The sequence below is a fragment of the Enterococcus eurekensis genome (assembly GCF_042654605.1).
GTDB classification, from domain to species: Bacteria; Bacillota; Bacilli; order Lactobacillales; family Enterococcaceae; genus Enterococcus_I; species Enterococcus_I eurekensis.
This window is the reverse complement of the sequence record NZ_JBHSGT010000017.1, coordinates 19302-43175: the sequence shown is the minus strand read 5'-3', so window position 1 is coordinate 43175 and position 23874 is coordinate 19302. Positions and strand designations below refer to the sequence as shown.

At 36.9% G+C, this 23874-nt stretch carries 23 protein-coding genes; 1 reads left to right on the top strand and 22 read right to left on the bottom strand.

Features of this window, described 5'->3' with window-relative positions:
* Positions 1 to 10 precede the first annotated feature (10 nt).
* The 14 genes from ACFO3L_RS02655 to ACFO3L_RS02590 all read right to left on the bottom strand — a co-directional run bounded on the left by ACFO3L_RS02655 (position 11) and on the right by ACFO3L_RS02590 (position 14393).
* Positions 11 to 463 carry a hypothetical protein gene (locus ACFO3L_RS02655; RefSeq protein ID WP_379963565.1) on the bottom strand — a complete coding sequence of 151 codons (453 nt, stop codon included), beginning with the start codon at positions 461 to 463 and terminating at the stop codon, positions 11 to 13.
* A gap of 17 nt (positions 464 to 480) precedes the next feature.
* Positions 481 to 1404: a primosomal protein DnaI gene (gene dnaI / locus ACFO3L_RS02650; protein WP_379963563.1), complete on the bottom strand. Its 924-nt coding sequence runs from the start codon at positions 1402 to 1404 to the stop codon at positions 481 to 483.
* On the bottom strand, positions 1404 to 2810 hold the full coding sequence (locus ACFO3L_RS02645; RefSeq protein WP_379963561.1) for a replication initiation and membrane attachment family protein: 1407 nt from the start codon (positions 2808 to 2810) through the stop codon (positions 1404 to 1406). Before ACFO3L_RS02645 ends, dnaI begins: the two co-directional genes overlap by 1 nt.
* Before the next feature lie 18 nt (positions 2811 to 2828).
* The gene (gene nrdR, locus ACFO3L_RS02640) at positions 2829 to 3296 is read right to left on the bottom strand and encodes a transcriptional regulator NrdR (RefSeq protein WP_379963559.1); all 468 of its coding nucleotides are present in this window, start codon (positions 3294 to 3296) and stop codon (positions 2829 to 2831) included.
* Between the two features lie 234 nt (positions 3297 to 3530).
* A complete protein-coding gene (gene coaE, locus ACFO3L_RS02635) occupies positions 3531 to 4127 on the bottom strand; it encodes a dephospho-CoA kinase (RefSeq protein WP_379963557.1) in 597 nt (198 codons plus the stop codon).
* 3 nt (positions 4128 to 4130) lie between these two features.
* Positions 4131 to 4970, bottom strand: a complete 840-nt coding sequence (gene mutM / locus ACFO3L_RS02630; protein WP_379963555.1) for a DNA-formamidopyrimidine glycosylase — start codon at positions 4968 to 4970, stop codon at positions 4131 to 4133.
* Between the two features lie 14 nt (positions 4971 to 4984).
* A complete protein-coding gene (gene polA / locus ACFO3L_RS02625) occupies positions 4985 to 7624 on the bottom strand; it encodes a DNA polymerase I (protein WP_379963553.1) in 2640 nt (879 codons plus the stop codon).
* A 145-nt stretch (positions 7625 to 7769) separates the two neighbouring features.
* A complete protein-coding gene (locus ACFO3L_RS02620; protein WP_379963551.1) occupies positions 7770 to 8447 on the bottom strand; it encodes a Bax inhibitor-1/YccA family protein in 678 nt (225 codons plus the stop codon).
* Positions 8448 to 8906 carry a MaoC/PaaZ C-terminal domain-containing protein gene (locus tag ACFO3L_RS02615; protein ID WP_379963549.1) on the bottom strand — a complete coding sequence of 153 codons (459 nt, stop codon included), beginning with the start codon at positions 8904 to 8906 and terminating at the stop codon, positions 8448 to 8450.
* A 178-nt stretch (positions 8907 to 9084) separates the two neighbouring features.
* Positions 9085 to 10422 (bottom strand): UDP-N-acetylmuramate--L-alanine ligase, encoded by a 1338-nt coding sequence (murC, locus tag ACFO3L_RS02610; protein WP_379963547.1) that lies wholly within the window; start codon positions 10420 to 10422, stop codon positions 9085 to 9087.
* Positions 10423 to 10541: 119 nt separating this feature from the next.
* A complete protein-coding gene (locus ACFO3L_RS02605) occupies positions 10542 to 12728 on the bottom strand; it encodes a Tex family protein (protein ID WP_379963545.1) in 2187 nt (728 codons plus the stop codon).
* Between the two features lie 18 nt (positions 12729 to 12746).
* Positions 12747 to 13481 carry a metallophosphoesterase family protein gene (locus ACFO3L_RS02600; protein ID WP_379963543.1) on the bottom strand — a complete coding sequence of 245 codons (735 nt, stop codon included), beginning with the start codon at positions 13479 to 13481 and terminating at the stop codon, positions 12747 to 12749.
* A gap of 135 nt (positions 13482 to 13616) precedes the next feature.
* Positions 13617 to 13997, bottom strand: coding sequence for a VOC family protein (locus ACFO3L_RS02595; protein WP_379963541.1), 381 nt, complete (start codon positions 13995 to 13997; stop codon positions 13617 to 13619).
* A 9-nt stretch (positions 13998 to 14006) separates the two neighbouring features.
* Positions 14007 to 14393 (bottom strand): DUF1149 family protein, encoded by a 387-nt coding sequence (locus ACFO3L_RS02590; protein WP_379963539.1) that lies wholly within the window; start codon positions 14391 to 14393, stop codon positions 14007 to 14009.
* A 290-nt stretch (positions 14394 to 14683) separates the two neighbouring features.
* Between ACFO3L_RS02590 and ACFO3L_RS02585 the strand changes: the two genes are divergently transcribed.
* Positions 14684 to 15085, top strand: a complete 402-nt coding sequence (locus ACFO3L_RS02585) for a VOC family protein (RefSeq protein WP_379963537.1) — start codon at positions 14684 to 14686, stop codon at positions 15083 to 15085.
* Between the two features lie 64 nt (positions 15086 to 15149).
* Here the strand turns inward: ACFO3L_RS02585 and ACFO3L_RS02580 are convergent, their stop codons facing one another.
* The 8 genes from ACFO3L_RS02580 to ACFO3L_RS02545 all read right to left on the bottom strand — a co-directional run bounded on the left by ACFO3L_RS02580 (position 15150) and on the right by ACFO3L_RS02545 (position 23870).
* Positions 15150 to 16193 (bottom strand): SepM family pheromone-processing serine protease, encoded by a 1044-nt coding sequence (locus ACFO3L_RS02580; protein WP_379963535.1) that lies wholly within the window; start codon positions 16191 to 16193, stop codon positions 15150 to 15152.
* Positions 16190 to 16678 carry a pantetheine-phosphate adenylyltransferase gene (gene coaD / locus ACFO3L_RS02575; protein WP_379963533.1) on the bottom strand — a complete coding sequence of 163 codons (489 nt, stop codon included), beginning with the start codon at positions 16676 to 16678 and terminating at the stop codon, positions 16190 to 16192. The genes ACFO3L_RS02580 and coaD overlap by 4 nt, the downstream gene beginning before the upstream one ends.
* Positions 16678 to 17235: a 16S rRNA (guanine(966)-N(2))-methyltransferase RsmD gene (gene rsmD, locus ACFO3L_RS02570; RefSeq protein WP_379963531.1), complete on the bottom strand. Its 558-nt coding sequence runs from the start codon at positions 17233 to 17235 to the stop codon at positions 16678 to 16680. The genes coaD and rsmD overlap by 1 nt, the downstream gene beginning before the upstream one ends.
* 111 nt (positions 17236 to 17346) lie before the next feature.
* Entirely contained in the window at positions 17347 to 17688 is a 342-nt protein-coding gene (locus tag ACFO3L_RS02565) for a YlbG family protein (protein ID WP_379963529.1), read from the bottom strand.
* Positions 17681 to 18106, bottom strand: coding sequence for a YlbF/YmcA family competence regulator (locus ACFO3L_RS02560; protein ID WP_379963527.1), 426 nt, complete (start codon positions 18104 to 18106; stop codon positions 17681 to 17683). The genes ACFO3L_RS02565 and ACFO3L_RS02560 overlap by 8 nt, the downstream gene beginning before the upstream one ends.
* Before the next feature lie 2 nt (positions 18107 to 18108).
* Positions 18109 to 19227 carry a CAP-associated domain-containing protein gene (locus ACFO3L_RS02555; RefSeq protein ID WP_379963525.1) on the bottom strand — a complete coding sequence of 373 codons (1119 nt, stop codon included), beginning with the start codon at positions 19225 to 19227 and terminating at the stop codon, positions 18109 to 18111.
* A gap of 35 nt (positions 19228 to 19262) precedes the next feature.
* Positions 19263 to 22694, bottom strand: coding sequence for a pyruvate carboxylase (locus ACFO3L_RS02550; RefSeq protein ID WP_379963523.1), 3432 nt, complete (start codon positions 22692 to 22694; stop codon positions 19263 to 19265).
* A gap of 18 nt (positions 22695 to 22712) precedes the next feature.
* Complete coding sequence (locus ACFO3L_RS02545; protein WP_379963521.1) at positions 22713 to 23870, bottom strand: FtsW/RodA/SpoVE family cell cycle protein; 1158 nt, start codon at positions 23868 to 23870, stop codon at positions 22713 to 22715.
* Positions 23871 to 23874: the final 4 nt, after the last annotated feature.

Sequence of the window (23874 nt, the reverse complement as noted above, 5' to 3'; positions counted from 1 at the left end):
TCGAGTAAAGTTATTTCATTAATTCGATGGAAATGATGGAATTTCCAGGTATTTGTGGTGGAATTGACATTGTCATAACAGCAGGTTCTCCTAAGGTAACCTTTAACTGGCTGCCGACTTTGATTTCTTCTACAGGCATTTCAAGCGTTGCCGGATCCACATTTAATGCAACACCATTTTGAAATGACCCAATCGACTCCTCTGAATCTTCGACTGCAACGGGATCTTCAAGTAAAATTTGAATCGCTGGAGTGCTTGATTCTAAATCCGTGACACTGACAACTGTTGCTGTAAATACCATTTCTCCCGCCTCCGTTGTTGACATTTCCGATGTTTCTGAAGACTCTACTGTTGTTGTCTCATTGACCTTTGAACTTGATGAGCTTCCACCTTCATTTGATCCACATGCGCCTAAAATAAACATACTAAGTAACAAGACAGCTGGTGCTGTTATTTTTTTCATAGAAATTCCTCCTAAGATTAGTTTCTTCGATTATTTCCCGACATACTAATTTCCTTTGTTAAATAGCGAATTCGTTCCATTATTCGTTTGGCTTTTAGCGGCTCTTCATCGCCTCGTTGGGTAACAGACAGATGTTGCTCTAACTCCAACATTGTAAAATTAGAGCTAAAGAAAGTTGGTAACTGTTCTTGCATGCGGTGCTGTAAGATAACGCCAAAAACTTCATCACGAATCCAGCTGCTCATCGCATCAGCCCCGATATCATCAAGCATCAGAATTGGTGCTTGTTTAATTGCATTTAATTTTTCACCAACCAAATCTTTTCCGATTGCTTGCTTCATATCAACTGCAAAAGTTGGAAAATGTAGAAGCGTAGTGGAATAGCCCGCTTCAGCTAATTCGCGCGCAATCGCTCCAAGTAAATAGGTTTTACCAATACCAAAACTCCCAACTAAGTATAGCCCTTTGTGAAAATCCTTCGGTTGATTGGTATAATTTTCAACAAAATCATAAGCTGCAAAAATTGCTTGTGCACGTTCCGTTGTTTGTTCGTAATTCTTAAAATTGGCTTCTTGGATGTCTTTAGGCATATTGATGGAACGAATGCGATTACGAACCTCTTCGCGATGTTTATACGCTAGCAAACCTTGCGTCGGCACATACGTTACATCAATCGAATGAAAGTTCAATGTCAGTTGAGGCTCATATCCCGGAGCAATCATCTTTTCTGATTGCTCATTAAATTTTCGTTTTTCTTGGACAAATTCATATAACTTAGCGTAACTTTTTTCGATATCTTGCGGTGTTAAATAATCATTATGTTTTTCTAGAAAGGCTTTGACTTCTGGATCATTTAGCACTTCTTGCATCATTTCTTGATAACGAAGACGATAATTCTTTTGATCCAAAATTTTTGACAACTGGCTTCCAATGTTATCCATCAACTTTCACCTTCCTTTCTTTTCAAATAAGCTTGTAGACGTTTATTAAGCTCTGCTTGAATGTTTGGGTCTTCAGCAGCGGGCTCTTTTGTGGCTTTTTTCGTCTCTTTAGCCCAATCCGGCAGTTTTTCCACCCGAACATTATTCCTTGAATAGTTATTCGGTCGCGTATTGCGTCTTTTCTCTTTTTCTTCTTGTTTTTCTTTCGCTTCTTTTACATATTCACGCACATACTTAATGGCCGTTTCCGGTGCTTTAAAACCTTTTTCCGACCAGTTAGTGGCAATTGCATTGACAAAGTTCCCTTGTAGCGTACTATTGTTTTGAATCACTAACACGTAATGAATTAAAATATTAATAACCGAGTTTGGTAACGGACTGCGTTCAACAAGCGAGCGTAGCAACCAAGTCTCATTATCCGTTACATAACTTTTCTTCTCCGTTTTAATCGATTCTAGAAAATCAAAAGGTGCTGTTTTTTCACTCGTTTTGATTAGCTCAATATCCCGTTCAGAGTAACCTGTTTGACGTAATAAATTATAACGTTGCTCATTTTCCCCTACATTCGGTTGTACTTGTGGTTTAAATTGGCGTTTATTCCGCTCTAAAATTAATCTTTGAAGAGCTTTTAGCTCAACTTCTCCCGTATCAATTGCCACAACATCAGCGAGTAATTCGACCAATTCTAATTCCTTATAACCATAGAGACTCGCATATATACTTAATTGCTCTTTGAATTCTGGGGTAAAGTTTTGCTCAATAATGTATTTCTTTTTAGCCAAGGCGATTAAATATTCCCAGTCAATCAAGGATTGATTGGTGCAAATTCTTTTTGTCGGTTCCGACTGATAACTCTCAGAAATATTATCTAGTTTCTCTGATGCAAGGGCAAATGACTCCATATTCAATTGGCCATAAACCTCAGTGAAGTTAGCCGTAATTTCTTGATAGTCTCCTCGTTCAATTCGCTTTGGTTGAAAACGACTCGTCAATTGTTGGAACTTACGATCCCCGACTGCTTGATTTAATAAAAAACTATAAGTGACGTCTTTCATAAACGCTTGTGGCGCTAGCGGTTCTTCTAATTGATAGATAAACATCTTACCAAACTCCGCGTCTTCTTTTTGAAAAACACTTAAAAGCCCCATACCTTCCAGCCTTTTTCGAGCAACTAAAAAATCAGGTAAACCGATGTTTAGCGCGTTTAAACAATCCAAATGAATAAACTCTAATTCTTTTTGATCCCCTTCATCGCCAATTAATTGAAAATAAAGGGCTAATGCTGTCGGTCCGATGATTGGCTGATACAAATAAATCAGACCATCATTGCCTTCTTTAGATAAGGGGAGGGATTTAAACACTTGATAAATCGCATTCGGTGTGACTTCATCCCAAGCACTTCTCATTGAATCCCTCACCTCCTGTTATTCTTTCTCTTTTGGTTTTTCAACGATATCTTGTAGCTCTTTTAAGAACACTGACATATCCTTAAATTGACGATAAACACTCGCAAAACGAATATAAGCAATTTCGTCTAAATCAACTAAATATTCCATCACATATTCACCAATCAAATTGGTTGGAATCTCATTTTCGCCTGATTCGCGAATTTTTCTTTCAACTTTATCAACGATATTTTCCATTTGTCCCATCGTAACGGGACGTTTTTCTGCGGAACGCACTAGACCACGTAAAACTTTATCCCGATTAAATTCTTCTCTCGTGCCATTTTTTTTAATTACAAGTAAAGGGGTTTCTTCTATTCTTTCAAAAGTGGTAAAACGGAACCCACAACTTTCACACTCACGACGACGGCGGATCGCACGTCCATCATCCGCTTGTCGGCTATCAATTACTTTTGAACTGTTATGATGACATTTCGGGCATTGCATATTCCCACCTCATTTTCTTTTATTTGAAAAAAGCATTCAATATGAACACTCTAAGTAGCTATATTATAACATGGTTTTTCGATTTACTTGCGGATAAACCTCAATTCCTTATACATTTTTCAAGGTTTTTTTACTTTTATGAAAAAACAAGGTGCGTTTTTTGACATTTCAATGATTTCTCGGTTTATTGAAAATAAAAAGAGGCAAAACGAAAATTCGCTGCCTCTTTCTGACTTAAATATATTGTTGTGCTTTTAACCATGCAACCACTTGTGCTTTGGTTTCAGCTATTGATCCTTGATTATCAAAGATAATTTGACTTTTCTCTTTTTTCTCTTCAATTGGCCATTGACTAGCAATTCGTTTTTTCGCTTCTACTTCCGATAAATCATCGCGTTGCATTAAGCGTTGTAATTGAATGTCTTCTGGAACGTAAACCGTCGCAATTTCATCTATATTATCCGTATAACCTGCTTCAAATAATAAAGGGATATCAACAACGACTAGACGAGATTTTTGCTTACTAGCGATTATTTTCGCCAAAATGGCCTTACGTAAAAAAGGATCCAATAATTGATCTAAAACTTGACGTTTCTCTGGATGGGAAAAAATAATCTGTCCTAGTTTTTTACGATCCAATTCCCCATTTTCCAAGAGAACCTCCTCGCCAAACTCTGCTTCGATCGCTGTCAGTGCTGGCTGCCCTATTTCCACAATTTCACGGGCAACTTCATCACCATCAACGATTGGAAAACCATATTCACGAAAGGTTTTTACGACTGTACTTTTACCGGTTGCGATTCCACCTGTTAAACCTAATACAAATCCCATCACTTACCCACCGACTTTCTTTTGACAAGTTGGACAGAAATGCGTACCGCGTTGCGCCACTTTTATTTTTTCAATGGGTGTTTGACAACGTGGACAAGATTTGCCTGTTTGATCATAAACAACTAACGACACTTGAAACTCTCCAATCTCACCTAATGCATTGACATACGAGCGAATCGTGGTTCCGCCCGCTTCAACGGCATTACCTAGTACCTTGATTGTCCCTTCATAAAGCAAACCAATTTCCTCTTTTGTCAAACTGTTCGCTGGACGCTCTGGATGAATTTTAGCGAACCAAAGGGCTTCGTCTACATAAATATTCCCTAAACCAACGACAATTTTTTGATTTAACAACAAGGGTTTGATAGCCATCGTCTTTAACGATAGAGCTTTCTCAAAAGCGTCCAACTTAAAATCAGTCGACAGTGGTTCTGGACCTAGTTGCTTAATTCCTTTGTACTCCGAACTTTGGTCTTTACCGACTAATGCCATCCGACCAAACTTGCGAACGTCACGGTACTGCAATTGACTGCCATCGGTAAAATGAAAAATCACGTGTGTATGTTTCGTAATCATGACTTCTTGATTTCGGGTAAAAAATTCATACTTGCCCTCCATCCGTAAATGAGAAACCAAGTCAAACTGACTTAATTTAAAAATCAAAAATTTTCCACGACGACTCATCGCTTCAATTGTTTGTCCGATAAGATATTCTTGAAAAATTGGGACTTCTGGCATCTCAATGATTCTCGGCCAAAACACTTCGACTTTGGCAATCGTCTTTCCTAAAACTAATTGTTGTAGACCTTTTCTAACGGTTTCTACTTCTGGTAATTCTGGCACGTTAGAAACCTCCCTTATTTTGCTTCATACCATGTTTTTCCCCAACTACTATCCGTGGTTAAAGGAACATGTAAAGATACCGCTGTTTCCATCGATTCTTTAACTAGTTGATCTAACTTTTCTAGCTCCGTTGCTGGCACTTCAAATACCAACTCATCATGTACTTGTAACAGCATGTTTGCTTCTAATTTTTCTTCTTTTAAGCGTTTCGCTAAATGAATCATCGCAATCTTTAAAATATCTGCGGCGCTCCCTTGAATTGGTGAGTTAATTGCTGTTCGTTCAGCAAAAGAACGTAAATTAAAGTTTCTTGAATTAATATCTGGTAAATAGCGGCGACGCTGAAATAATGTTTCGACATATCCTGTGTCTTTTGCTTCTCTGACAACTGACTCCATATATTCTTTAACACCTGGGTAACGTTTAAAATAGGTGTCGATATATTGTTGCGCTTCTTTTCGAGTAATACCTAAGTTTTGCGACAAGCCATAGTCTGAAATACCATAAACAATTCCAAAGTTCACCGCTTTTGCATCACGACGCATATTGGGAGTAACTTGTTTTGCATCATCAATTCCAAAGACACGCATTGCTGTACTTGTATGAATGTCTTGACCTTCAACAAAGGCTTGTTTCAAGTGTTCATCGTTTGAAATATGAGCGAGTACGCGTAATTCAATTTGCGAATAATCCGATGAATAAATTAGCCAATCTTCTTTTTTGGGGATGAAAGCTTCACGTATTTTTCGTCCTTCTTCTAAACGAATTGGAATATTTTGCAAGTTTGGATCCACCGAGCTTAAGCGTCCTGTTTGTGTTAATGTTTGGACATAACGCGTATGCACGCGCCCATCAGCTTGAATCATTTTTAGCAGACCTTCAACATAAGTCGATTGAATTTTGGCAATTTGACGATAAACTAAAATATCATCAACAATTGGTGCTTGCTCACGTAGTTGTTCCAAAACATCGACCGCTGTTGAATAACCCGTTTTGGTTTTCTTAATAACAGGTAAGCCCATTTTTTCAAATAAAATCACACCTAATTGCTTCGGTGAATTCAAATTAAATTTCTCGCCAGCAAGTTCATAAATTTTTTGCTCAATCGCATTTAAACGTTCCGCAAATTCACCTTTCATTTGTTCTAAACGATGTCCATCAACCGTAATCCCTAAAATTTCCATTTCAGCTAGTACTTCGGATAATGGTAATTCAATTTCATAGAATAAAGAGACTTGCTCTTTTTCTTTTAATTCCGTTACTAATTGTGTGCTTAACCATTCGATGGCAACCACTTTACGTGCAAGATGCTCAAATAAAACATCATCCTCGGGTACAGCGATTTTTGCGCCCTTGCCATAAATCATTGTATCTGAATGAATCGCATCATAGCCATAATGGTGCGCTACTGCAGAAATATCATTGCTTTGATCATTCGTATTTAATAAATAAGCTGCTAATAGAATATCAAAGGTACAGCCTTTTAATTGAACGCCTTCCTTAGACAACGCAACAATGGTTCGTTTAGCGTCATAAACATGCTTTTTCTTCGAAGCATCTTCTAGCCAATTCTTAAACGGGGTTTGTTCTAAAATAGCTAGGTCTTTTGAAACATAGACTTTCTCTTTGGTTCCCCAGACAAGACCAACAATCTCACCTACATGGTAATTTTCACTTAGCATTTCCACGTATAGAGCTGATTCATCTTGGAACATTTCGTCTGTTGTTTGAGTAACAACTTCGAAATCAATTGCTTCTAACTCTGAGACTTCTTCGACAATGTTTAATTTTTCTAAGAATGTATTGAAATTCATCTCTTTATAAAAAGGAATTAACTTATCTATATCTTTCCCTTCATATTTTAAATCTTCCACTTGGACCGTAATTGGTGAGTCCGTATGAATTGTTGCTAATTTCTTTGATAAGAAAGCTTGCTCTTTATCATTAATCAAGTTTTCTTTCATTTTGCTCTTCTTCAATGAATCGATATGTTCATAAATTCCCTCAATCGAACCAAACTCATTCAATAACTTAATCGCTGTTTTTTCACCGACTTTTGTGACACCCGGAATATTATCTGACGCATCACCAGCCAAACCTTTTAAGTCAATAATTTGTAATGGTGATAACCCTTGATATTTTTCAGCAATAAACTCTGGCGTACAAACTTCAACTTCGCTAACGCCTTTTAATGTAATATTAACCGTTACATCATCTGTTACTAACTGCGTTAAATCTCTATCACCAGTTAAAACAACCACGTCAAATTTCTCTTTATCAACTTGCTTCGCTAACGTTCCGATGATATCGTCTGCTTCATAGTTATCTAGTTCATAATGCTCCACACCTAAAGCATTAATCAACTCGCGAATATAAGGCATTTGTTCTTTAAATTCACTAGGGGTCTTTGAGCGGCCACCTTTATATTCATCGTACCATTCATGTCTAAATGTCGTTCTCCCTGCATCAAAAGCAACTAAAACGTGGGTGGGATTTTCTCTAGCCATCATGTTATCAAACATTGTATGAAAAGCATAAATCGCATTTGTATGTAAACCATTGTTATTTTTGAATCGATCCAATGAATTATGTAAAGCATAGAATGCACGAAAAGCCACACTGTTGCCATCGATTAAAAGTAATTTATTTTTCATTGAGTTACGCTCCTTCTTTTTTCGTCCTTAATCATTTTAACAAAGATATCCAAGGAATGCGATTAATTCGCTAGTTTTTAAAATCGATATAAAAAAACTAGTGTGACACTCTACAATTGAGTCCCACACTAGTTTATGTTATCTTTTAGTCTCTTGAAAAAATTCTTAATAATGACAAGAATAAGTTAATAAAGTCTAAGTACAATTGTAGTGCCATAAAAGCTGCAATTCCTGTATTGTCTTGACCAATTGTTGCTTGATACATGTGACGAATTCTTTGATTATCATAGGCAATTAAACCAACGAAAATAATTACCGTAACATAAGATAAGAAGTAATCAATTGCTGCACTACCTAAAAATAAATTAATAAGCGTCGCAACGATAACACCCCATAACAATCCAATCGCTGCACGACCCATACCGGTCAAATCTTTTTTAGTCATAACACCAAAAATAGACATCCCAACAAAAGTAATACTAGCAACTCCAAAAGCTTTCGCTACATCAGCCATCGAGTAAGCCGCTAAAGTAACTGCCAAGATAAAACCCATAAGTAGCGAGTAAACGATAAAGCCCGCAACTGTTAACGATGGATTTTTCTGTGCTTTTGCACTTAACAGTAAAACTAAAATAATTTGAACTATCCATAAACCAGTTAGACCAAATGGAAATCCAGAAATAATACTAACCGTTTGTTCAAAGAAAAATCCCATTGCCAAGTACGCTGTTATTGCCGTAATTGCTAAACCTAAACTAAAAATTCCATAGACTTTTGAATAAAATTGATTCAAGCCTTTTGTTTCAATTGCTGTATTATTCAATTATATCTCCTCCTTAGATTGATGACTTGGTGGTTGTACTAAAACAACCGCATCGAGTACACGATGATCGGAAGCATTCATCGCTTCAACAGAAATCGTTACGACCTCTTTCATTTTATCGACTTTAATCACTTCAAAAGTAAAAGTGATTGTTTCATAATGATAAACAGGTTCGACAAAATTTACCGATAAATTAACAACATGTGAACCCGGTCCTGGCAAGTGCTTCGAAACGGCACTTGTAATAATTCCAGTCAACATAATCGATGGCACGATTGGTTGTTCAAATTCCGTTTGAGTAGCATAATCATGCTGAATATATAACGGATTAGCATCATTTGTTAGTCCTAAATAAAGCAAAATTTGTTGATCCTCAATTACTTCTGTTAAAGATAACGAATCGCCTTCTTCGATTTCTTCAATTGTTTTTCCTATTTTACGTGGTTTCCCAATATTCAAAATAGTAACCCCCAAGGTTTATAATATCTATTATTTTATCAAAGGTAGCCAAAAGTGCAAGTATGAAACGTTAATATTCATAAAAGATTCATGTTTTTACGATTAAATTTACTAGCATATTATATAAAAAAACAACCTCTAGAAGCATGGTCACTTCAAAAGGTTGCTTTCTTTTAAATTATAAGCGATTGCGAGTGGTGTTACTTAATAACGTTTCATAAGCACGTTCAAATTTTTGAACATCGCCTGCGCCCATGAAAATCATAACCGCATCCCCGTGATCAAGTAATGGCGAAACATTGTCTTCTTTGATTACTTGTCCGCCTTTTTGAATTTTTTCACCTAGATCTTCAATTCGGACAGAACCTTGTGATTCACGTGCCGAACCAAAAATATCACATAAATAAACTTTATCGGCTAAATCAAGAGCTTCCGCAAATTCATCCATTAAAGCAATCGTTCTTGTAAACGTATGTGGTTGGAAAACCGCAATAATTTCTTTGTCAGGATATTTTTGACGAGCGCCATCAATTGTTGCACGGATTTCAGCTGGATGATGTGCGTAATCATCGACAATTGTCATATCAGCCACGATTTTTTCACTAAAGCGGCGTTTAACCCCTTTGAAAGTTAACATTTCAGCTGCGACAGCTTCCATTGCTAACCCTTCTAAATAACAAACCGCTATCACGCTCAACGCATTGTTAATGTTGTGTTGGCCAAAAGAAGGCACTAAGAAACGTCCGATTTGTTCACCTTTAAATGATACATCAAAAGAAGAACCTTGTGTTGAACGTTCAATATTAGTTGCTCTAAAATCATCATTTTCTTCGACACCATAGTAATAAACAGGTACATCGACTTTTAATTGGCGTAAATAAGGATCGTCTCCAAAAGCAATAATCCCTTTATTGACATTTTCAGCCATTGATTGGAAAGCCGAGAAAACATCTTGAATGCTTTCATAATAATCTGGATGATCAAAGTCGATGTTCGTCATAATTACATAATTTGGTGAATAAGCTAAGAAATGACGACGGTACTCACAAGCTTCAAAAGCAAAGAATTCAGCTAATTCATCGCCATGACCCGTACCATCACCAATCAAGAAACTTGTCGGTTTGATTCCTGACAACACATGCGCCAACAAACCAGTTGTACTTGTTTTCCCATGTGAACCTGTCACACCTATACTTGTATAGTTTTGAATCAAGTCACCTAAAAACTTGTGATAGCGAATAACTTCTAAACCTAATTCTTTCGCACGTACAATTTCAGGGTGCGTATCTGGAAAGGCATTACCTGCAATCACGGTTAATCCGGCTGTAATATTTTCTTTATTAAAAACAAATAATGGAATTCCTGCTTTTTCTAAATCACGTTGAGTAAAAAAGTACTCTTCAACGTCGGATCCTTGAACTTTAAAGCCTTTTTCATGTAAGACAAGAGCCAGTGAACTCATACCAGAGCCTTTAATTCCAATAAAATGGTATATTGTATTTTCATTATTAAACATTATTTTGATTTCCTCATTTCTCAAGGGTTTCATTTCACAATCGTCTTTTCTACGAACGTTAACAATTATCTTACATGTTCTTGAAAATAGCAATTCTTTTACTTAAAAAAAATATTCTCTTAAGCTTTACCCTTTTTTTCAGATTTTGGCTCAACCATCGTTAAACTAATACGTCCTTTAGCGATGTCGACTCCTTCAACCCAGACATTGACAATGTCACCTACAGCAACGACATCTTTAGGATGTTTAACAAACTTTTGACTAAGTTTTGATAGATGGACTAAACCGTCTTGTTTCACCCCAATATCAACGAACGCTCCAAAATCAATGACATTACGAATTGTTCCTTTTAATTCCATACCAACTTTTAAATCTTCCATTGATAAGACATCTTGACGTAACAATGGTGCTGGCATCGAATCACGCATGTCGCGGCCTGGATCAGCCAATGCATGTAAAATATCTGTGACCGTTTCTTGTCCGACTGCTAACTTTTCAGCGACATTTGCTGGAACAAGTGCCTTTAATTTTTGGCTCGCTTCTTTCGTACCTAGCGTTTTAAGTTCGACATTAGCTAATGATAAAATTTCTTTAGCAATTGAATAACTTTCTGGATGAATACCTGTATTATCTAAAATATTTTTTCCATCTGGGATACGTAAAAAACCTACTGCTTGTTCATAAGCTTTTGGTCCTAATCGAGGAACTTTCTTTAATTGGTTCCGTTGGTTAAAGGCGCCGTTTTCTTCACGATAATTAAAAATATTTTGAGCTGTCGTTTTATTTAAGCCAGCTACATGGACGAGTAACTGTGGACTGGCTGTATTTAAATCAACCCCCACTTGGTTAACAACTGTTTCGATTACAAAGTCCAATTGTTCATTCAATCTTTTTTGCGAAACATCATGTTGGTATTGCCCTACGCCAACCGCTTTAGGTTCAATTTTTACAAGTTCAGCTAATGGGTCTTGGAGTCGACGCCCAATGCTAATAGCGCTTCGTTCTTCAACTTGAAGATTGGGAAACTCTTGTCGTGCAACATCACTCGCTGAATAAACCGATGCTCCGGCCTCATTGACAATCACAAAGAATACTTCTCTTTTGACTTGTTTCAATAATTCCGCCACAAATAATTCCGATTCCCGACTAGCCGTTCCATTGCCGATAGCGACCATCTCAACTTGATACGTTTCTAATAATTTCAAGAATGTTTTTTGTGCTTCTTGATGGCGCGCTTCAGATGAGGCATGTGGATAAATGACTGTTGTGTTCAGCAATTTCCCTGTCTCATCAATCACAGCCAATTTACAACCAGTTCGATAAGCCGGGTCAAAACCTAAAACGACTTTGCCTTTAAGTGGAGACTGTAGTAATAGATTTCGTAAGTTTTCACCAAAAATTCCAATCGCTTGTTCATCGGCTTCTTCCGTCAACGCATTTCGAATTTCTCGTTCTACACTTGGCGCAATAAAACGTTTGTAGGCATCTTGATATGCTGCTTGTACAAAGGGAACCGCTGTTGATTGTTGATTTTTGATTAATTGTTTATAAAAGTAATTTTCAATTAATTCTTCTGGAACTTCCAACTGAACTTTTAAAATCCCTTCTTTTTCACCACGATTGGTCGCTAAAATTCGATGGGAAACCATTTTTTGAATCGGTTCAGAAAAATCATAGTACATTTCATAAACTTTTTTCTCATCTAGCTTTTCATCTTTAACTGTACTAACATAGCTTCCTTTTTTAAAGAAGTACTCACGAATCCACGTGCGGTACTGCGATGAGTCCCCAATTTGTTCTGCCAAAATTTCATGGACTCCTTGCAACGCGTCTTTAACTGAAACGACTTCATCGGTTAAAAATTCCTGGGCTTTCACTTCAATTGAACTTGTTGGAAACGTTAAAATCCAATTGGCTAAGGGCTCCAAGCCTTTTTCTTTCGCAATTGTGGCTTTTGTACGACGCTTTTGTTTGTATGGACGATATAAATCTTCGACCTCTTGTAATTTAACCGCCTTTTGAATCGCTTTTTCAAGTTCAGGGGTCAATTTTTCCTGTTCTTCTATAATCCGTAAAACTTCTGATTTACGTTTTTCTAAGTTTTCTAAATAATTATATCGCTCTTCAATTTCACGAATCTGAACTTCGTCGAGCGCGTCTGTCATTTCTTTTCGATAGCGTGCGATAAAGGGAACCGTATTCCCCTCATGTAATAACGCTAGAACTGTCTTAATTTGACTCGATTTATATTGTGGTAATTCTTTAATTAATAATTGAATAATCTGTTGATTTGTCTCGATTGCCATATACTCACTCTTTTCTTTCTATTGATTAGGATTCCATGATGCAGTCATTTTTTGATATTCAATATCTTGCACAATGCCTTTTTTATCGAAAATCACACCATGAACCGAACCGCCATAAATGGCCCCACCATCAATACCAATTTTATTATCAGAAAACCATAGATCCGTTGTTCGATTGTCACCGTGTAAGCTAGGTGTAATCGTATGGCCAAAGACAATCGTTTTTCCAGTATGATTGACTCCTTGATGGAAATCGTCACGAATCCACATAAGTTCTCGTGGTGTCGTTTGATGCCAGTCTTTAAGAGCTAAATTAACTCCTGCATGTACAAAAAGATACTTACCCCATTCAAAATAGTAAGGCAAATTTTTTAAAAATTCGATTAGCTCTTTATAGTGTCCACGCATCATCATTGCCATTTCTGTCGGTGAGTATTCTTCCGTTGCTCCTGGATGTAACAAGCTATTAATCGTCTCACGACCCCCATTCAGCCAATACCTATCCGCCACCTCTTCAGGATTCGCTAAGAATTTCAAAAAATAATCTTCGTGATTGCCACGTAAATAAATAGCTTGATATTTTTCAACCAACTCTTTGCCTTTTAAAAAACACGCTTTACTCTTTGGACCACGGTCGTTTAAATCACCAATTAAAACAAGCTGGTGATTAACTGGATCAAAATCTTCTAATAATTTTTCAAAAAGATCGAGTTGACCATGGATATCGCTCAATACATAGACATACGTTTTCATTGATTACACCTCCTAGTAAATACAAAAAAACTGAGCCACTTCTCTCTCGTTTGATTCCCTTAGCGATTCGTTAGCAACGTCTCGCGATTGTCGGGCAATTCAACCAGAAATTGTCGTGGTTCAGTTTTTAACTGACTATTCTTTGGCTTTGCCAGTTACAGCAAAGAAATGACCGTCGGTGTCTGAAAAGTTAAAGACCAATTGATCCGATAATTGAACCATCTCGCCTAGGTTCACACCTTGTGCTTGAACTTTTTTATACAGTCCAAAAATATCATCGGTGAAAAACATCAGTGATGGTGAATTTGTTGCCACTTCAGGCGAATGTTTTTCAATGAATTCGCGATCATAAATAACAAAATGAACTTGGCTGTCACCTGCTAAGGCCACTTCAACGACTAGCGTGCCGTCCATTTCTTGTTCCTCTACAAGCGTGAAATCCAAACTTAGCCAAAAATCACGTGCTTTTACGACATCATCCACGTAAAGCATTAATTGAATTTTATTTGAAAACATAATTGTCTCCTATTCCCCTTCTTGACTGAAGTTTAAATTAATTCCTGGTTGATCCGTTACAATTTCTGTCATTTCATACGTTAGGCGTTGTAACATATCAAATAACGGCGCTACAAGTGTATTGCCTTCTTCTTGAGTTAAATCTTCTTGTTTCGTTACTTTACGGTTGATAAAATGATTAATTTGGCCGATTGCACCACTAATAATAAAGTCTGGGAAAACGACTTCAAATTGCAAACGCGCTGCTAAAATACTATTTTCTTTTGGATAATTTTCATCAGGTGCAGGAAACGGCGCAAACCCCACGTTAATCTTTGTTTTTGCTTCTGTATTTTTTGGATCACGCATATCAAAATGGTACGCTTCTACAATTGGTTGTTGTCTTTTAAGTTCCAATATATTCACACTCCTCAAAAGAAATTATACCATATAATGCCAACAGATAAACACTAAAAAAGAAGAGAGTCCAAGTTATTCAACGCGTAGAAAATACCACAATTACAGTCCGGTTAAGTCAATCAAACTATCTTATGATTTAACATTGATTTCCTTCAGACACCGAATTTTTTAGCAAACCGTTGTCAATAAAAATTTATGGGCCGTTTCCTAAGCCCCTAAAATGGACAGTTAAAAGAAACACATGCAATAATTGCTTTGTAAAATAAAATTAGAAAAGAGGAATCACCATGGCAGCAATGGTATTTGTTAATTTCCCCGTCACTGATTTATCACGCTCAATTGAATTTTACACGGCTTTAGGTTTTCAACAAAACAAAGAATTTTCTGATGATAATGCCGCCTCTATGGTTTGGGATGATACTTTTTGGATTATGCTCTTGACCCATAATTTTTATCGCAAATTTATAAAAGACAAAGAAATTGCCGATACACAAAAAGTCAGTGGTGCACTGATTGCTTTTAGTTTAGATAGCGTTGATGCCGTCAAAGCTTTTGGTAAAAAAGCCGAAGAAAATGGTGGATCCGTTCACCATGTCGACATGGGTATACCTGAAAGTATAATGTATGGTTTAGAAGTTCAAGATCCAGATGGCAACTCTTTAGAACCTTCTTGGATGCAAATGGAGTAGAGATCTTATTTTTCAAAAAAAAAGAGTCCGAGCTAAAAAGTCGGACTCTTTTTTGTCTTCTTACTTATGGATTATTCACTAAATAATCAACGGCATCTTTTAAGGTTTTAACTGGCACAATTTTCATATTTGAATCTAATTTTTCTAAAGCATCCTTCGCCTCTTGATAGTTAGATTGAATTCCTGGAAAGTCTTTTTTCATCTCATCCGTAATTGGATCGTCTGGTGCAAAGAAGATTTCCGTTCCTTCTTGGGCCGCACTTGCAATTTTTTTATCAATTCCACCGATTCGACCGACTGTTCCATCTAAGTTCATCGTGCCCGTTCCTGCAATTTTACGTCCTTTACGCAAATCAGCTTCAACCAGTTGATCATAGATTTGTAAAGTAAACATCAGTCCTGCAGAAGGACCGCCAATATTTTCAACATGAAACTCAATCTTCTCATCTGAAGAAATGGCAGTGTGATCAACTAGACTAATACCGATGCCTGCCTTTTGATTACTGGGTAACTCGATTAATTGTCCACTAGCTTTATTTTCGCTACCATTACGTAAGAATTTAATCATAACCGTATCGCCAACTTTTTTATTTTGAACATAATCCATAAATTCTTGTGAACTTTCAAATTGTTTCCCATCGACTTCGACAACCGTATCACCCACCGCTAACTTGTCGATAAAATCTGAAGCAGGATCAATATGCATCACATAGACCCCTTTAAATTCAAAATGATACGGCTTATCAGCTAGTTTTAAGGCCTGCTCAATTGCACTGTTTTGTGATGAGGTCATAAAATACTCTTGCATTTGATTGTATTCTTCACTCGTTGCCCCTCCAAACATTTCTTCTTCACTGATTATTTCAGAAAAAGGGTCAAATTTGGCTTGTAAAAGACGTAAAGCGGTTCCTTGGTAAACGCCAACTGAGGTCAATGAATACGATCCTGGAGCATCATCTTCTTGCCCATTGACCGTCACTAATTCAGCCAAAGGTACAGTCGAACCTGGTCTTTGAATAAAGTATGGAACTGGTAAAAAAACACTAGCCGCAATAAAAATTGCTACGATTAGTAATAGTAAATATTTGACTGAAAATTTTTTCTTCATTTAGCATCACGCTTCTTCATCATTAATTGATAAACATTTTCTGGTAAGTACGGTTTAACATCCCCATCAAACAATAGGACTTCTTTTAATAAACTTGAACTAATATGATTGTACTTCGAGCGAGCTAATAAGAAAACTGTTTCGATTTCCGGATCTAAATGATAATTCATTTCCATAATATCCCGTTCATACTCATAATCTTTCATGCTACGAATACCACGAAGTAAAATTGAAGCACCTAAGCGTTTCGCGGTTACCACCGTCAGTTCTGTTTCTTGAAAAACGACACGTACATTTGGAATGTCCTTAACCGCTTCTTCAATTAATTGAACTTTTTCTTCTGCTGTAAAGAAAATTTTTTTATTACTATTTACAAAAACACCGATAATTAATTCATCAAATAATTTTGCGCCACGACGAATTGTGTCTAGGTGTCCCATTGTTAAAGGATCAAAACTTCCTGGGAATAAAGCAATTTTTTTCATTATTGTTCCTCATTTCGGTAAATCGTAATCGCTGCTAAGCCGTAGACCTGGCGACGTGTTTGTTCTAGTGTACCTATTTTTTCCGGTAATTCAAATTTTTTATCTGTTTCACAGACAATCAGAGCATTTGAAGCAATCATCTTAGTTGCTAACATTTTCTCTAAATCTTCGACAACCGCTTGTTGAGCGTATGGCGGGTCTAAGAAAACTAAATCAAAGACTCTACCATTGATTGCTAAACGCTGAATGACTTGCTTCGCATCGCCTTTAATAACTTCAAATTTTTCTATTTCTTTTATAATCTGAATGTTTTCTTTAATAACATTTATCGCTTGATAGTTTCGATCAACGCAAACCGCGTGATCCATGCCGCGTGAGACGGCTTCAATTGCAAGACCACCACTGCCAGCAAAAAGATCCAAGACCTCCCCACCATTAAAATACGGACCAATCATATTAAAAATCGATTCTTTCACTTTATCACTAGTTGGTCGTGTATTGTCACCAGATAAGCTTTTTAATCTTCTACCACGATAATCTCCTGAAATTACTCGCATTTTTGTCACTCCTCAAATTAAAAAAACAGCTCTCTTCTCAGTAAACGAACGTGAGACAACGATGGGTCATCTACTGAATTGTTTGAATGAGAATTAAGCTGTCCGATATTATTAACGATTAGTTACAAGTTGGCCTTCTGTTGCAACTTCTTCTTTTGTTTCATCTTCAGAAGGTTCTTCTTCAACTTGGTAAGCTGCCTTCGTGCCAATTTTGTCAGCAAAGTTCATTTCAATATCTGGTCTAAATGACATTTCTACTCGACGAACAAAATGGAGTCGGTTAACTTTTTGAATCACTTCATCGACGTTTTCTTCATTCACATAAAGAACGACATACTTCATTTTATGTGACACAAAATGAATCAGTCCAAAACGTCTTAAATTTTTTAACTGTTTTAAGCTGTAAACCCAAATAATTAAACCTCTTCGTTTTTGGAATACGAACTCACCCATGGCTACAGCCTCCTTTACATGAGGATCCTTTTTCAAAAAATGGATTCCCTGTTTCAACAATGACATCCTCAGAAAAGGTTGCAGCAATTTTAATAATAATCTCGTCCAAAATCCCTTGTAATTGGGTTTCAGCTAAACGAAATTCTGCAACTTTTGGATGTAAATCTAGTGCACGTTTGGCTTTACGTAACCCTCTTTGACGATCACGGTAATCCGGTGCATGCTTCCCATATTCAGCAATCCGGTCAAAAGCTTCTTTTTTATCTAAGAATTCTTGGCGGATAGTCGCAACTTCACTATCAACATACATTTCTTTTTTTTTAGCTATATATTCTTTAAAAGAATGACTTTTAAAGATTTGATCAATCACTCGTTGCGTTTGATCCTCAATATCAAAAAAATGATCATTATAAATCAATGTTAGTCACTACTTTCTGTTGTATTTTTAACTTCTTGAAATAAGACTAACACATTTTCTTTAGAGAAGGCAATCCCTATTGATTCCAATTTTTCAAAATAAAGATGCGTCACTAAATAGGGGTTATTGTACCATGACATGATCGTAAAGATTGGATCATAGACAGGCATTTCAAAATGCATGGTGATATCATCGGATTCTTTTTCTAAAAGGTTCTTTGCTTCTTTATTACTTAAAATCCACGTTTGATGTTCTTCATAGCGAGCCACTCGCTGTAACGATTGCAAACGCTCGGTTGATAAAATTTCTTCTGGATTTTCTAAAAAATGTGTTAAAAGTTTTTCTGATTTATTTTGTAACCCAAAGTCAGTCTGATACCGTTGAAAGCCAAAATTTTTGCGTAAGCGTTGCATCGTATTTAAGCTTTTTACCATATTCTCACGATTAATTTGTTCCCAATCAGCATTTTTTTGTGCTACATAATGAATATCTGAGCCTTCTGTCACTAGATAAGGCGATAATTTAAGTAGCGTTTCCACATCTAGATACATCAAACTATATAAGCCTCGTGACGTTTGACGATGATCAAAAAATAAAATAGCATACGTTCCATTATCAAAAGCAATAAGCGGTCGATAATTCATATCGTCTTCCATCAATTCTAAACTATACGTATCGCCACGATAGTCAAATGTAATATTCGGCGAAATCGTGGTAAACTTCGTCACATCTTGCAAGTCCATTTCAAAGTAAAAAGGTGTAATATCCATTTCACCAGAGCGCAAGACTTTAATGCTGTTAATTTTTTGACTGGTTGTCGCGACTTCTAAGTAGCCCATTTCACTCGTTTGGTACGTATGATACTTAAATTCAAAACCCGAATCAGTAACGCTTGTTGCGGAGCCTACAAATTGTTCAAACTTAGTAATCGGTTCACCAATCCAAACAGCTAAGCCTTCTGTTGTGATTTTTTGCGTATTTAAAGTCGTTGAAGGTGGTTCTTTGTGAATTGTCGGTTGAATTGGTTGAGGTGAAGCTTTGTATGAAATTATCGGTTGTAAATACACACCGATAAAACAAAGCAACAATATCCCGACAAAAAGCAGTCCTCGCCGTTTCACAAAATCCACCTCCTCTTCTTTAAATTTTCATTTCATTATTTTTCACGGACTTCAATTAATAAGTCACCGGATTGAATTGGTTCACCGGCCGTTACATGAATATGTTCAACTACACCATCAAAACGTGATTGAATCGCTGTTTCCATTTTCATGGCTTCCGTCACTAATAAAGTATCGCCACGTTTAACTTTATCGCCACGTTTGACACTGACTTCTAAGACAGAACCTGACATTGTTGCCCCATATTGTTCTTTATTCGTTGGTTCAACTTTTCGTTTGGCTTGAACCGTACTCTTAATTGAATTGTCTTTAACGACGATTTCACGACGTTGACCATTCAAGTTAAAGAACAATGTTCGATTTCCTTCTAGGTCAGGCTCGCCAATATCATCTAGATGAATAATTAAGACTTTTCCTTTTTCAATTTCGACGTTAATTCTTTCACCTAAACGCATACCATAAAAGAATGTTGGTGTATCTAAGACTTTAACATCTGCAAACATGTCATAAGATTTACGGTACGTTAAAAATACTTCTGGATACATTAAGTAGCTCAAAACCTCTTCTTGTTTTGGCTCATAACCGATTAGTTGAGTAAGTTCCGATTTTACTTCATCGAAATTAACTGGCGCTGCTAATGATCCTGGTCGAACATCGTATGCTTCTTTTCCTTTTAAAATGATCGACTGTAATTTTTTCGGGAAGCCACCCACTGGTTGACCTAAATCACCTCTAAAGAAGCTCACAACTGATTCTGGGAAACTTAATTCCATGCCTCGTTCATAAATCGCTTCTTCGGTTAGATTATTTTGGACCATAAAGAGTGCCATATCACCTACAACTTTTGAAGAAGGTGTAACTTTAACGATATCACCAAACATCATGTTGACGTGGCGATACATTGCAGTAATTTCATCCCAACGATCACCTAAACCAGTTGCTTTAGCTTGTTGTTGTAAGTTTGAGTATTGACCACCTGGCATCTCATGTAGATAAACTTCTGTTTGCGGTGCATTTAAACCATTTTCAAAGGCTTTGTAGTATAAACGAACATCTTCCCAGTAGTGATTTAATTTTTGAACTTTTTTAATTTCAACATCTGGTACGCGTTTTCCGTTGACCAAAGCATAATATAAACTACTTAAGCTTGGTTGGCTCGTATGACTACTCATCGCACTAATTGCCACATCGACAATGTCGACCCCAGCCGTTACTGCCGCTGAGTATGTGATAATCCCGTTTCCGCTTGTATCATGTGTATGCAAATGAATTGGGATATCAATAGCTGCTTTCAATTCACTAATTAAACGATAAGAAGCTTGTGGCATTAAGAGTCCGGCCATATCTTTAATCGCAATCGTATGAGCTCCTAACGCTTGTAGCTCTTTTGCCATATCGATATAGTATTGGACGTTATATTTAGCACGACTTGGATCGTTAATATCACCTGTATAACAAATCGCCGCTTCTGCCATTTTACCTGCATCTCGGACCGCTTGAATACTCTTTTCCATTTGTGGAATCCAATTTAAACTGTCAAAAATACGGAATACGTCAATTCCTTGACTAGCTGCTTCATTGATGAATTCAACAATAACATTATCTGGATAGTTGGAATAACCAACCGCATTCGAACCACGGAATAACATTTGTAATAACGTATTTGGCATGCGTTTACGAATCGTGCGCAATCTTTCCCACGGATCTTCAGTTAAGAAACGATACGAAACATCAAAAGTCGCCCCGCCCCACATCTCGCTTGAGAATAAAGTTGGAATGGCTTGCTCGGTTTGCGTCGCAATTTTAGCGATATCAGTCGTTCGAACACGTGTTGCTAATAAACTTTGATGCGCATCACGGAAAGTCGTATCCGTTAGTAAGACATTCTTTTGATCTAAAATCCACTTCGATACAGCATCAGCACCTTGTGTATCTAAAATGCTTTTCGCTGTTAATATTTTTGGCTCAACAAGCTCCAACTTTTTAGGGATACGTGGTGCATCAAAATATTTTTTGCGATTCTTTTCAATTCCAGGGAAACCATTAATTGTGATCTCGGCAATATATTTCATTGTCTTGTTGCCACGGTCTCTTGTACGCGGGAATTCAAATAATTCAGGCGTTGTATCGATAAAGGTTGTATGAGCTTTACCAGTACGAAACTCTGGGTGTTGCACAACATTACGCATAAAGGCTAAGTTGGTTTCCACTCCACGAATACGGAACTCTTTCAAGCTACGTTCCATTTTGCTAATTGCTTGTTCAAACGTTGCACCATGTGTACAAACTTTAACAAGTAATGAATCAAAATACGGCGTAACAACAGCACCGGCATATGCATTACCCACGTCTAAACGTACACCAAAACCACCTGGTGAACGATAAGTATCAATTTTACCCGTGTCTGGCATGAAGTTATTTAACGGATCTTCAGTCGTCACACGACATTGAATTGCTGCACCTTCAAAGGTTAGTTTATCTTGTGTCGGGATACCAATTTCTTTATGTAAATCTAATCCTTGAGCAATCAAGATTTGACTAGTCACGATATCAACATCCGTGATTAATTCAGTAATTGTATGTTCCACCTGAACACGAGGATTAACCTCGATAAAGTAAAAATTATCGCCTTCAACTAAGAATTCAACTGTACCCGCATTTACATAACCTACGTGGCTCATTAATTTAACCGCTGCTTGACAAATTTCTTTCCGTTGTTCAGCTGACATTGAGACACAAGGGGCTACTTCAACGACTTTTTGATGACGACGTTGCACCGAACAGTCACGTTCAAATAAGTGAATCACGTTGCCGTGTGTATCACCTAAAATTTGAACTTCAATATGTTTTGGTTGACTAATATATTTTTCAACATAAACTTCATCACTACCAAAAGCCGCTTTCGCTTCACTCTTCGCTCGATCATACCCTTCTCTAGCTTCAGCTTCATTGTGCGCCACGCGCATTCCACGACCACCACCACCAAGAGCGGCTTTAATCATAACAGGATAGCCATATTCGTCCGCAAAAGCTAAGACATCTTCAATGGAGTCAATTGGACCATCTGTACCAGGGATTGACTGAACGCCTGCTTCAATCGCTGCTTGTTTGGCTTTAATTTTATCACCAAAAATATCTAAATGGTGCGTCGTTGGACCGATAAAAATCAGACCTTCTTCTTCACAACGGCGAGCGAACTCTAAGTTTTCAGATAAGAAACCATAACCTGGGTGAATCCCTTCAGCTCCGGAGTCTTTTGCAATTCGAATGATATCTTCAATATCTAAATAAGCATCAATTGGACGTTTGCCTTTACCAACAACATAGGCTTCGTCTGCTTTGAAACGATGAACAGAATATTCATCTTCTTGGGCATAAATGCCGACTGTTTTAATTTTTAACTCTGCACAGGCACGAAAAACGCGCGTTGCAATTTCTCCACGGTTTGCTACTAATATTTTTTTCATACGACTACTCCTTTTTAATTAAACCAATTGATATTTTTTCCTTTTCTCGTCCGCACTAATATTCAAGACAAATCCGATACAAATCGAATAAGTTAATAAACTCGAACCACCTTGACTAATAAATGGGAAGGTAATCCCTGTTAGTGGGATAATACCTGTAATCCCACCTAAATTAACAAAAACAGAAATTAATAATAGACCGCCGATTCCATAACACATAATTGAGTTAAATGGATCATTTGAGCGGGTTCCGATTAAAATAATGCGTGCAATCATATAAAATAAAATTCCTAGTACAATGATCGCAACAATTAAGCCTAATTCCTCAACCACGATTGCAAAGGCAAAATCGGTATGGGCAAATTTTAAGAACCCATTTTTTTGAATACTATTTCCAAGACCACGGCCAAAGAGTCCTCCATTAAACATAGCGTAGTAACCTTGAATCATTTGATGACCATCACCAAATTCATCTAAGAATGGATTTCTAAAAGCCGCAAATCGTGACACTACATGGGCAGGTAAAAAGGCACTCCCCACACTATTAACAAATAAAACAGCGAGGTAACTACCTACCACAGCTAGCCCACCTGTCGCTAAAGTAAAGCGATAACTGATCCCACTTGCTAATAAAAGAATCATAACCAACAAAACAATGACAGCAGCATTTCCAAAATCTGGATAAAGTGCTAAGATAACAATTTGTCCAAAAATGACAAACAGTGAACCTTTGACGATATCAAAAAACTTTTTTTGAACAATCTCTTGATTTTTAGCTAAGACGACGGTTAAAAACCAAATAATAATTACTTTTAAAAACTCAACTGGTTGAATAGTACCGACACCTGGAATAGGTATCCATCCTCGACTTCCATTAATTGGTTCAAATAAAAAAGCTAGAATGAGCAAAAAAGTCACAACGACCATCGCAAAATAGACAATCCCCTTTTTCTTTAAAAAGTCGAGTTTCATCTTGTAAATAGTAAAAATTGCAATCAAGCTAATTATCCAAAAAGCAAATTGACTAATCGCTTGTTTCGCGGTGTTACCACCTTGAATTAATTGAACATAAGAAGTCGTACTATAAACCATCATTAGCCCTAATATATTAAGGACAAAATAGGGTAGTAAAATTCCCCAGTCAAGTAAATGTCTCTTTTTAAATGTTTTTGGCAAGTGC

Excerpts from the sequence above, each read along its gene's own strand:
- ACFO3L_RS02655 (WP_379963565.1), bottom strand. The coding sequence starts at position 463 with ATGAAAAAAATAACAGCACCAGCTGTCTTGTTACTTAGTATGTTTATT.
- dnaI (WP_379963563.1), bottom strand. The coding sequence starts at position 1,404 with ATGGATAACATTGGAAGCCAGTTGTCAAAAATTTTGGATCAAAAGAAT.
- ACFO3L_RS02645 (WP_379963561.1), bottom strand. The coding sequence starts at position 2,810 with ATGAGAAGTGCTTGGGATGAAGTCACACCGAATGCGATTTATCAAGTG.
- nrdR (WP_379963559.1), bottom strand. The coding sequence starts at position 3,296 with ATGCAATGCCCGAAATGTCATCATAACAGTTCAAAAGTAATTGATAGC.
- coaE (WP_379963557.1), bottom strand. The coding sequence starts at position 4,127 with ATGGGATTTGTATTAGGTTTAACAGGTGGAATCGCAACCGGTAAAAGT.
- polA (WP_379963553.1), bottom strand. The coding sequence starts at position 7,624 with ATGAAAAATAAATTACTTTTAATCGATGGCAACAGTGTGGCTTTTCGT.
- murC (WP_379963547.1), bottom strand. The coding sequence starts at position 10,422 with ATGTTTAATAATGAAAATACAATATACCATTTTATTGGAATTAAAGGC.
- ACFO3L_RS02605 (WP_379963545.1), bottom strand. The coding sequence starts at position 12,728 with ATGGCAATCGAGACAAATCAACAGATTATTCAATTATTAATTAAAGAA.
- ACFO3L_RS02600 (WP_379963543.1), bottom strand. The coding sequence starts at position 13,481 with ATGAAAACGTATGTCTATGTATTGAGCGATATCCATGGTCAACTCGAT.
- ACFO3L_RS02595 (WP_379963541.1), bottom strand. The coding sequence starts at position 13,997 with ATGTTTTCAAATAAAATTCAATTAATGCTTTACGTGGATGATGTCGTA.
- ACFO3L_RS02585 (WP_379963537.1), top strand. The coding sequence starts at position 14,684 with ATGGCAGCAATGGTATTTGTTAATTTCCCCGTCACTGATTTATCACGC.
- ACFO3L_RS02580 (WP_379963535.1), bottom strand. The coding sequence starts at position 16,193 with ATGAAGAAAAAATTTTCAGTCAAATATTTACTATTACTAATCGTAGCA.
- coaD (WP_379963533.1), bottom strand. The coding sequence starts at position 16,678 with ATGAAAAAAATTGCTTTATTCCCAGGAAGTTTTGATCCTTTAACAATG.
- rsmD (WP_379963531.1), bottom strand. The coding sequence starts at position 17,235 with ATGCGAGTAATTTCAGGAGATTATCGTGGTAGAAGATTAAAAAGCTTA.
- ACFO3L_RS02565 (WP_379963529.1), bottom strand. The coding sequence starts at position 17,688 with ATGGGTGAGTTCGTATTCCAAAAACGAAGAGGTTTAATTATTTGGGTT.
- ACFO3L_RS02550 (WP_379963523.1), bottom strand. The coding sequence starts at position 22,694 with ATGAAAAAAATATTAGTAGCAAACCGTGGAGAAATTGCAACGCGCGTT.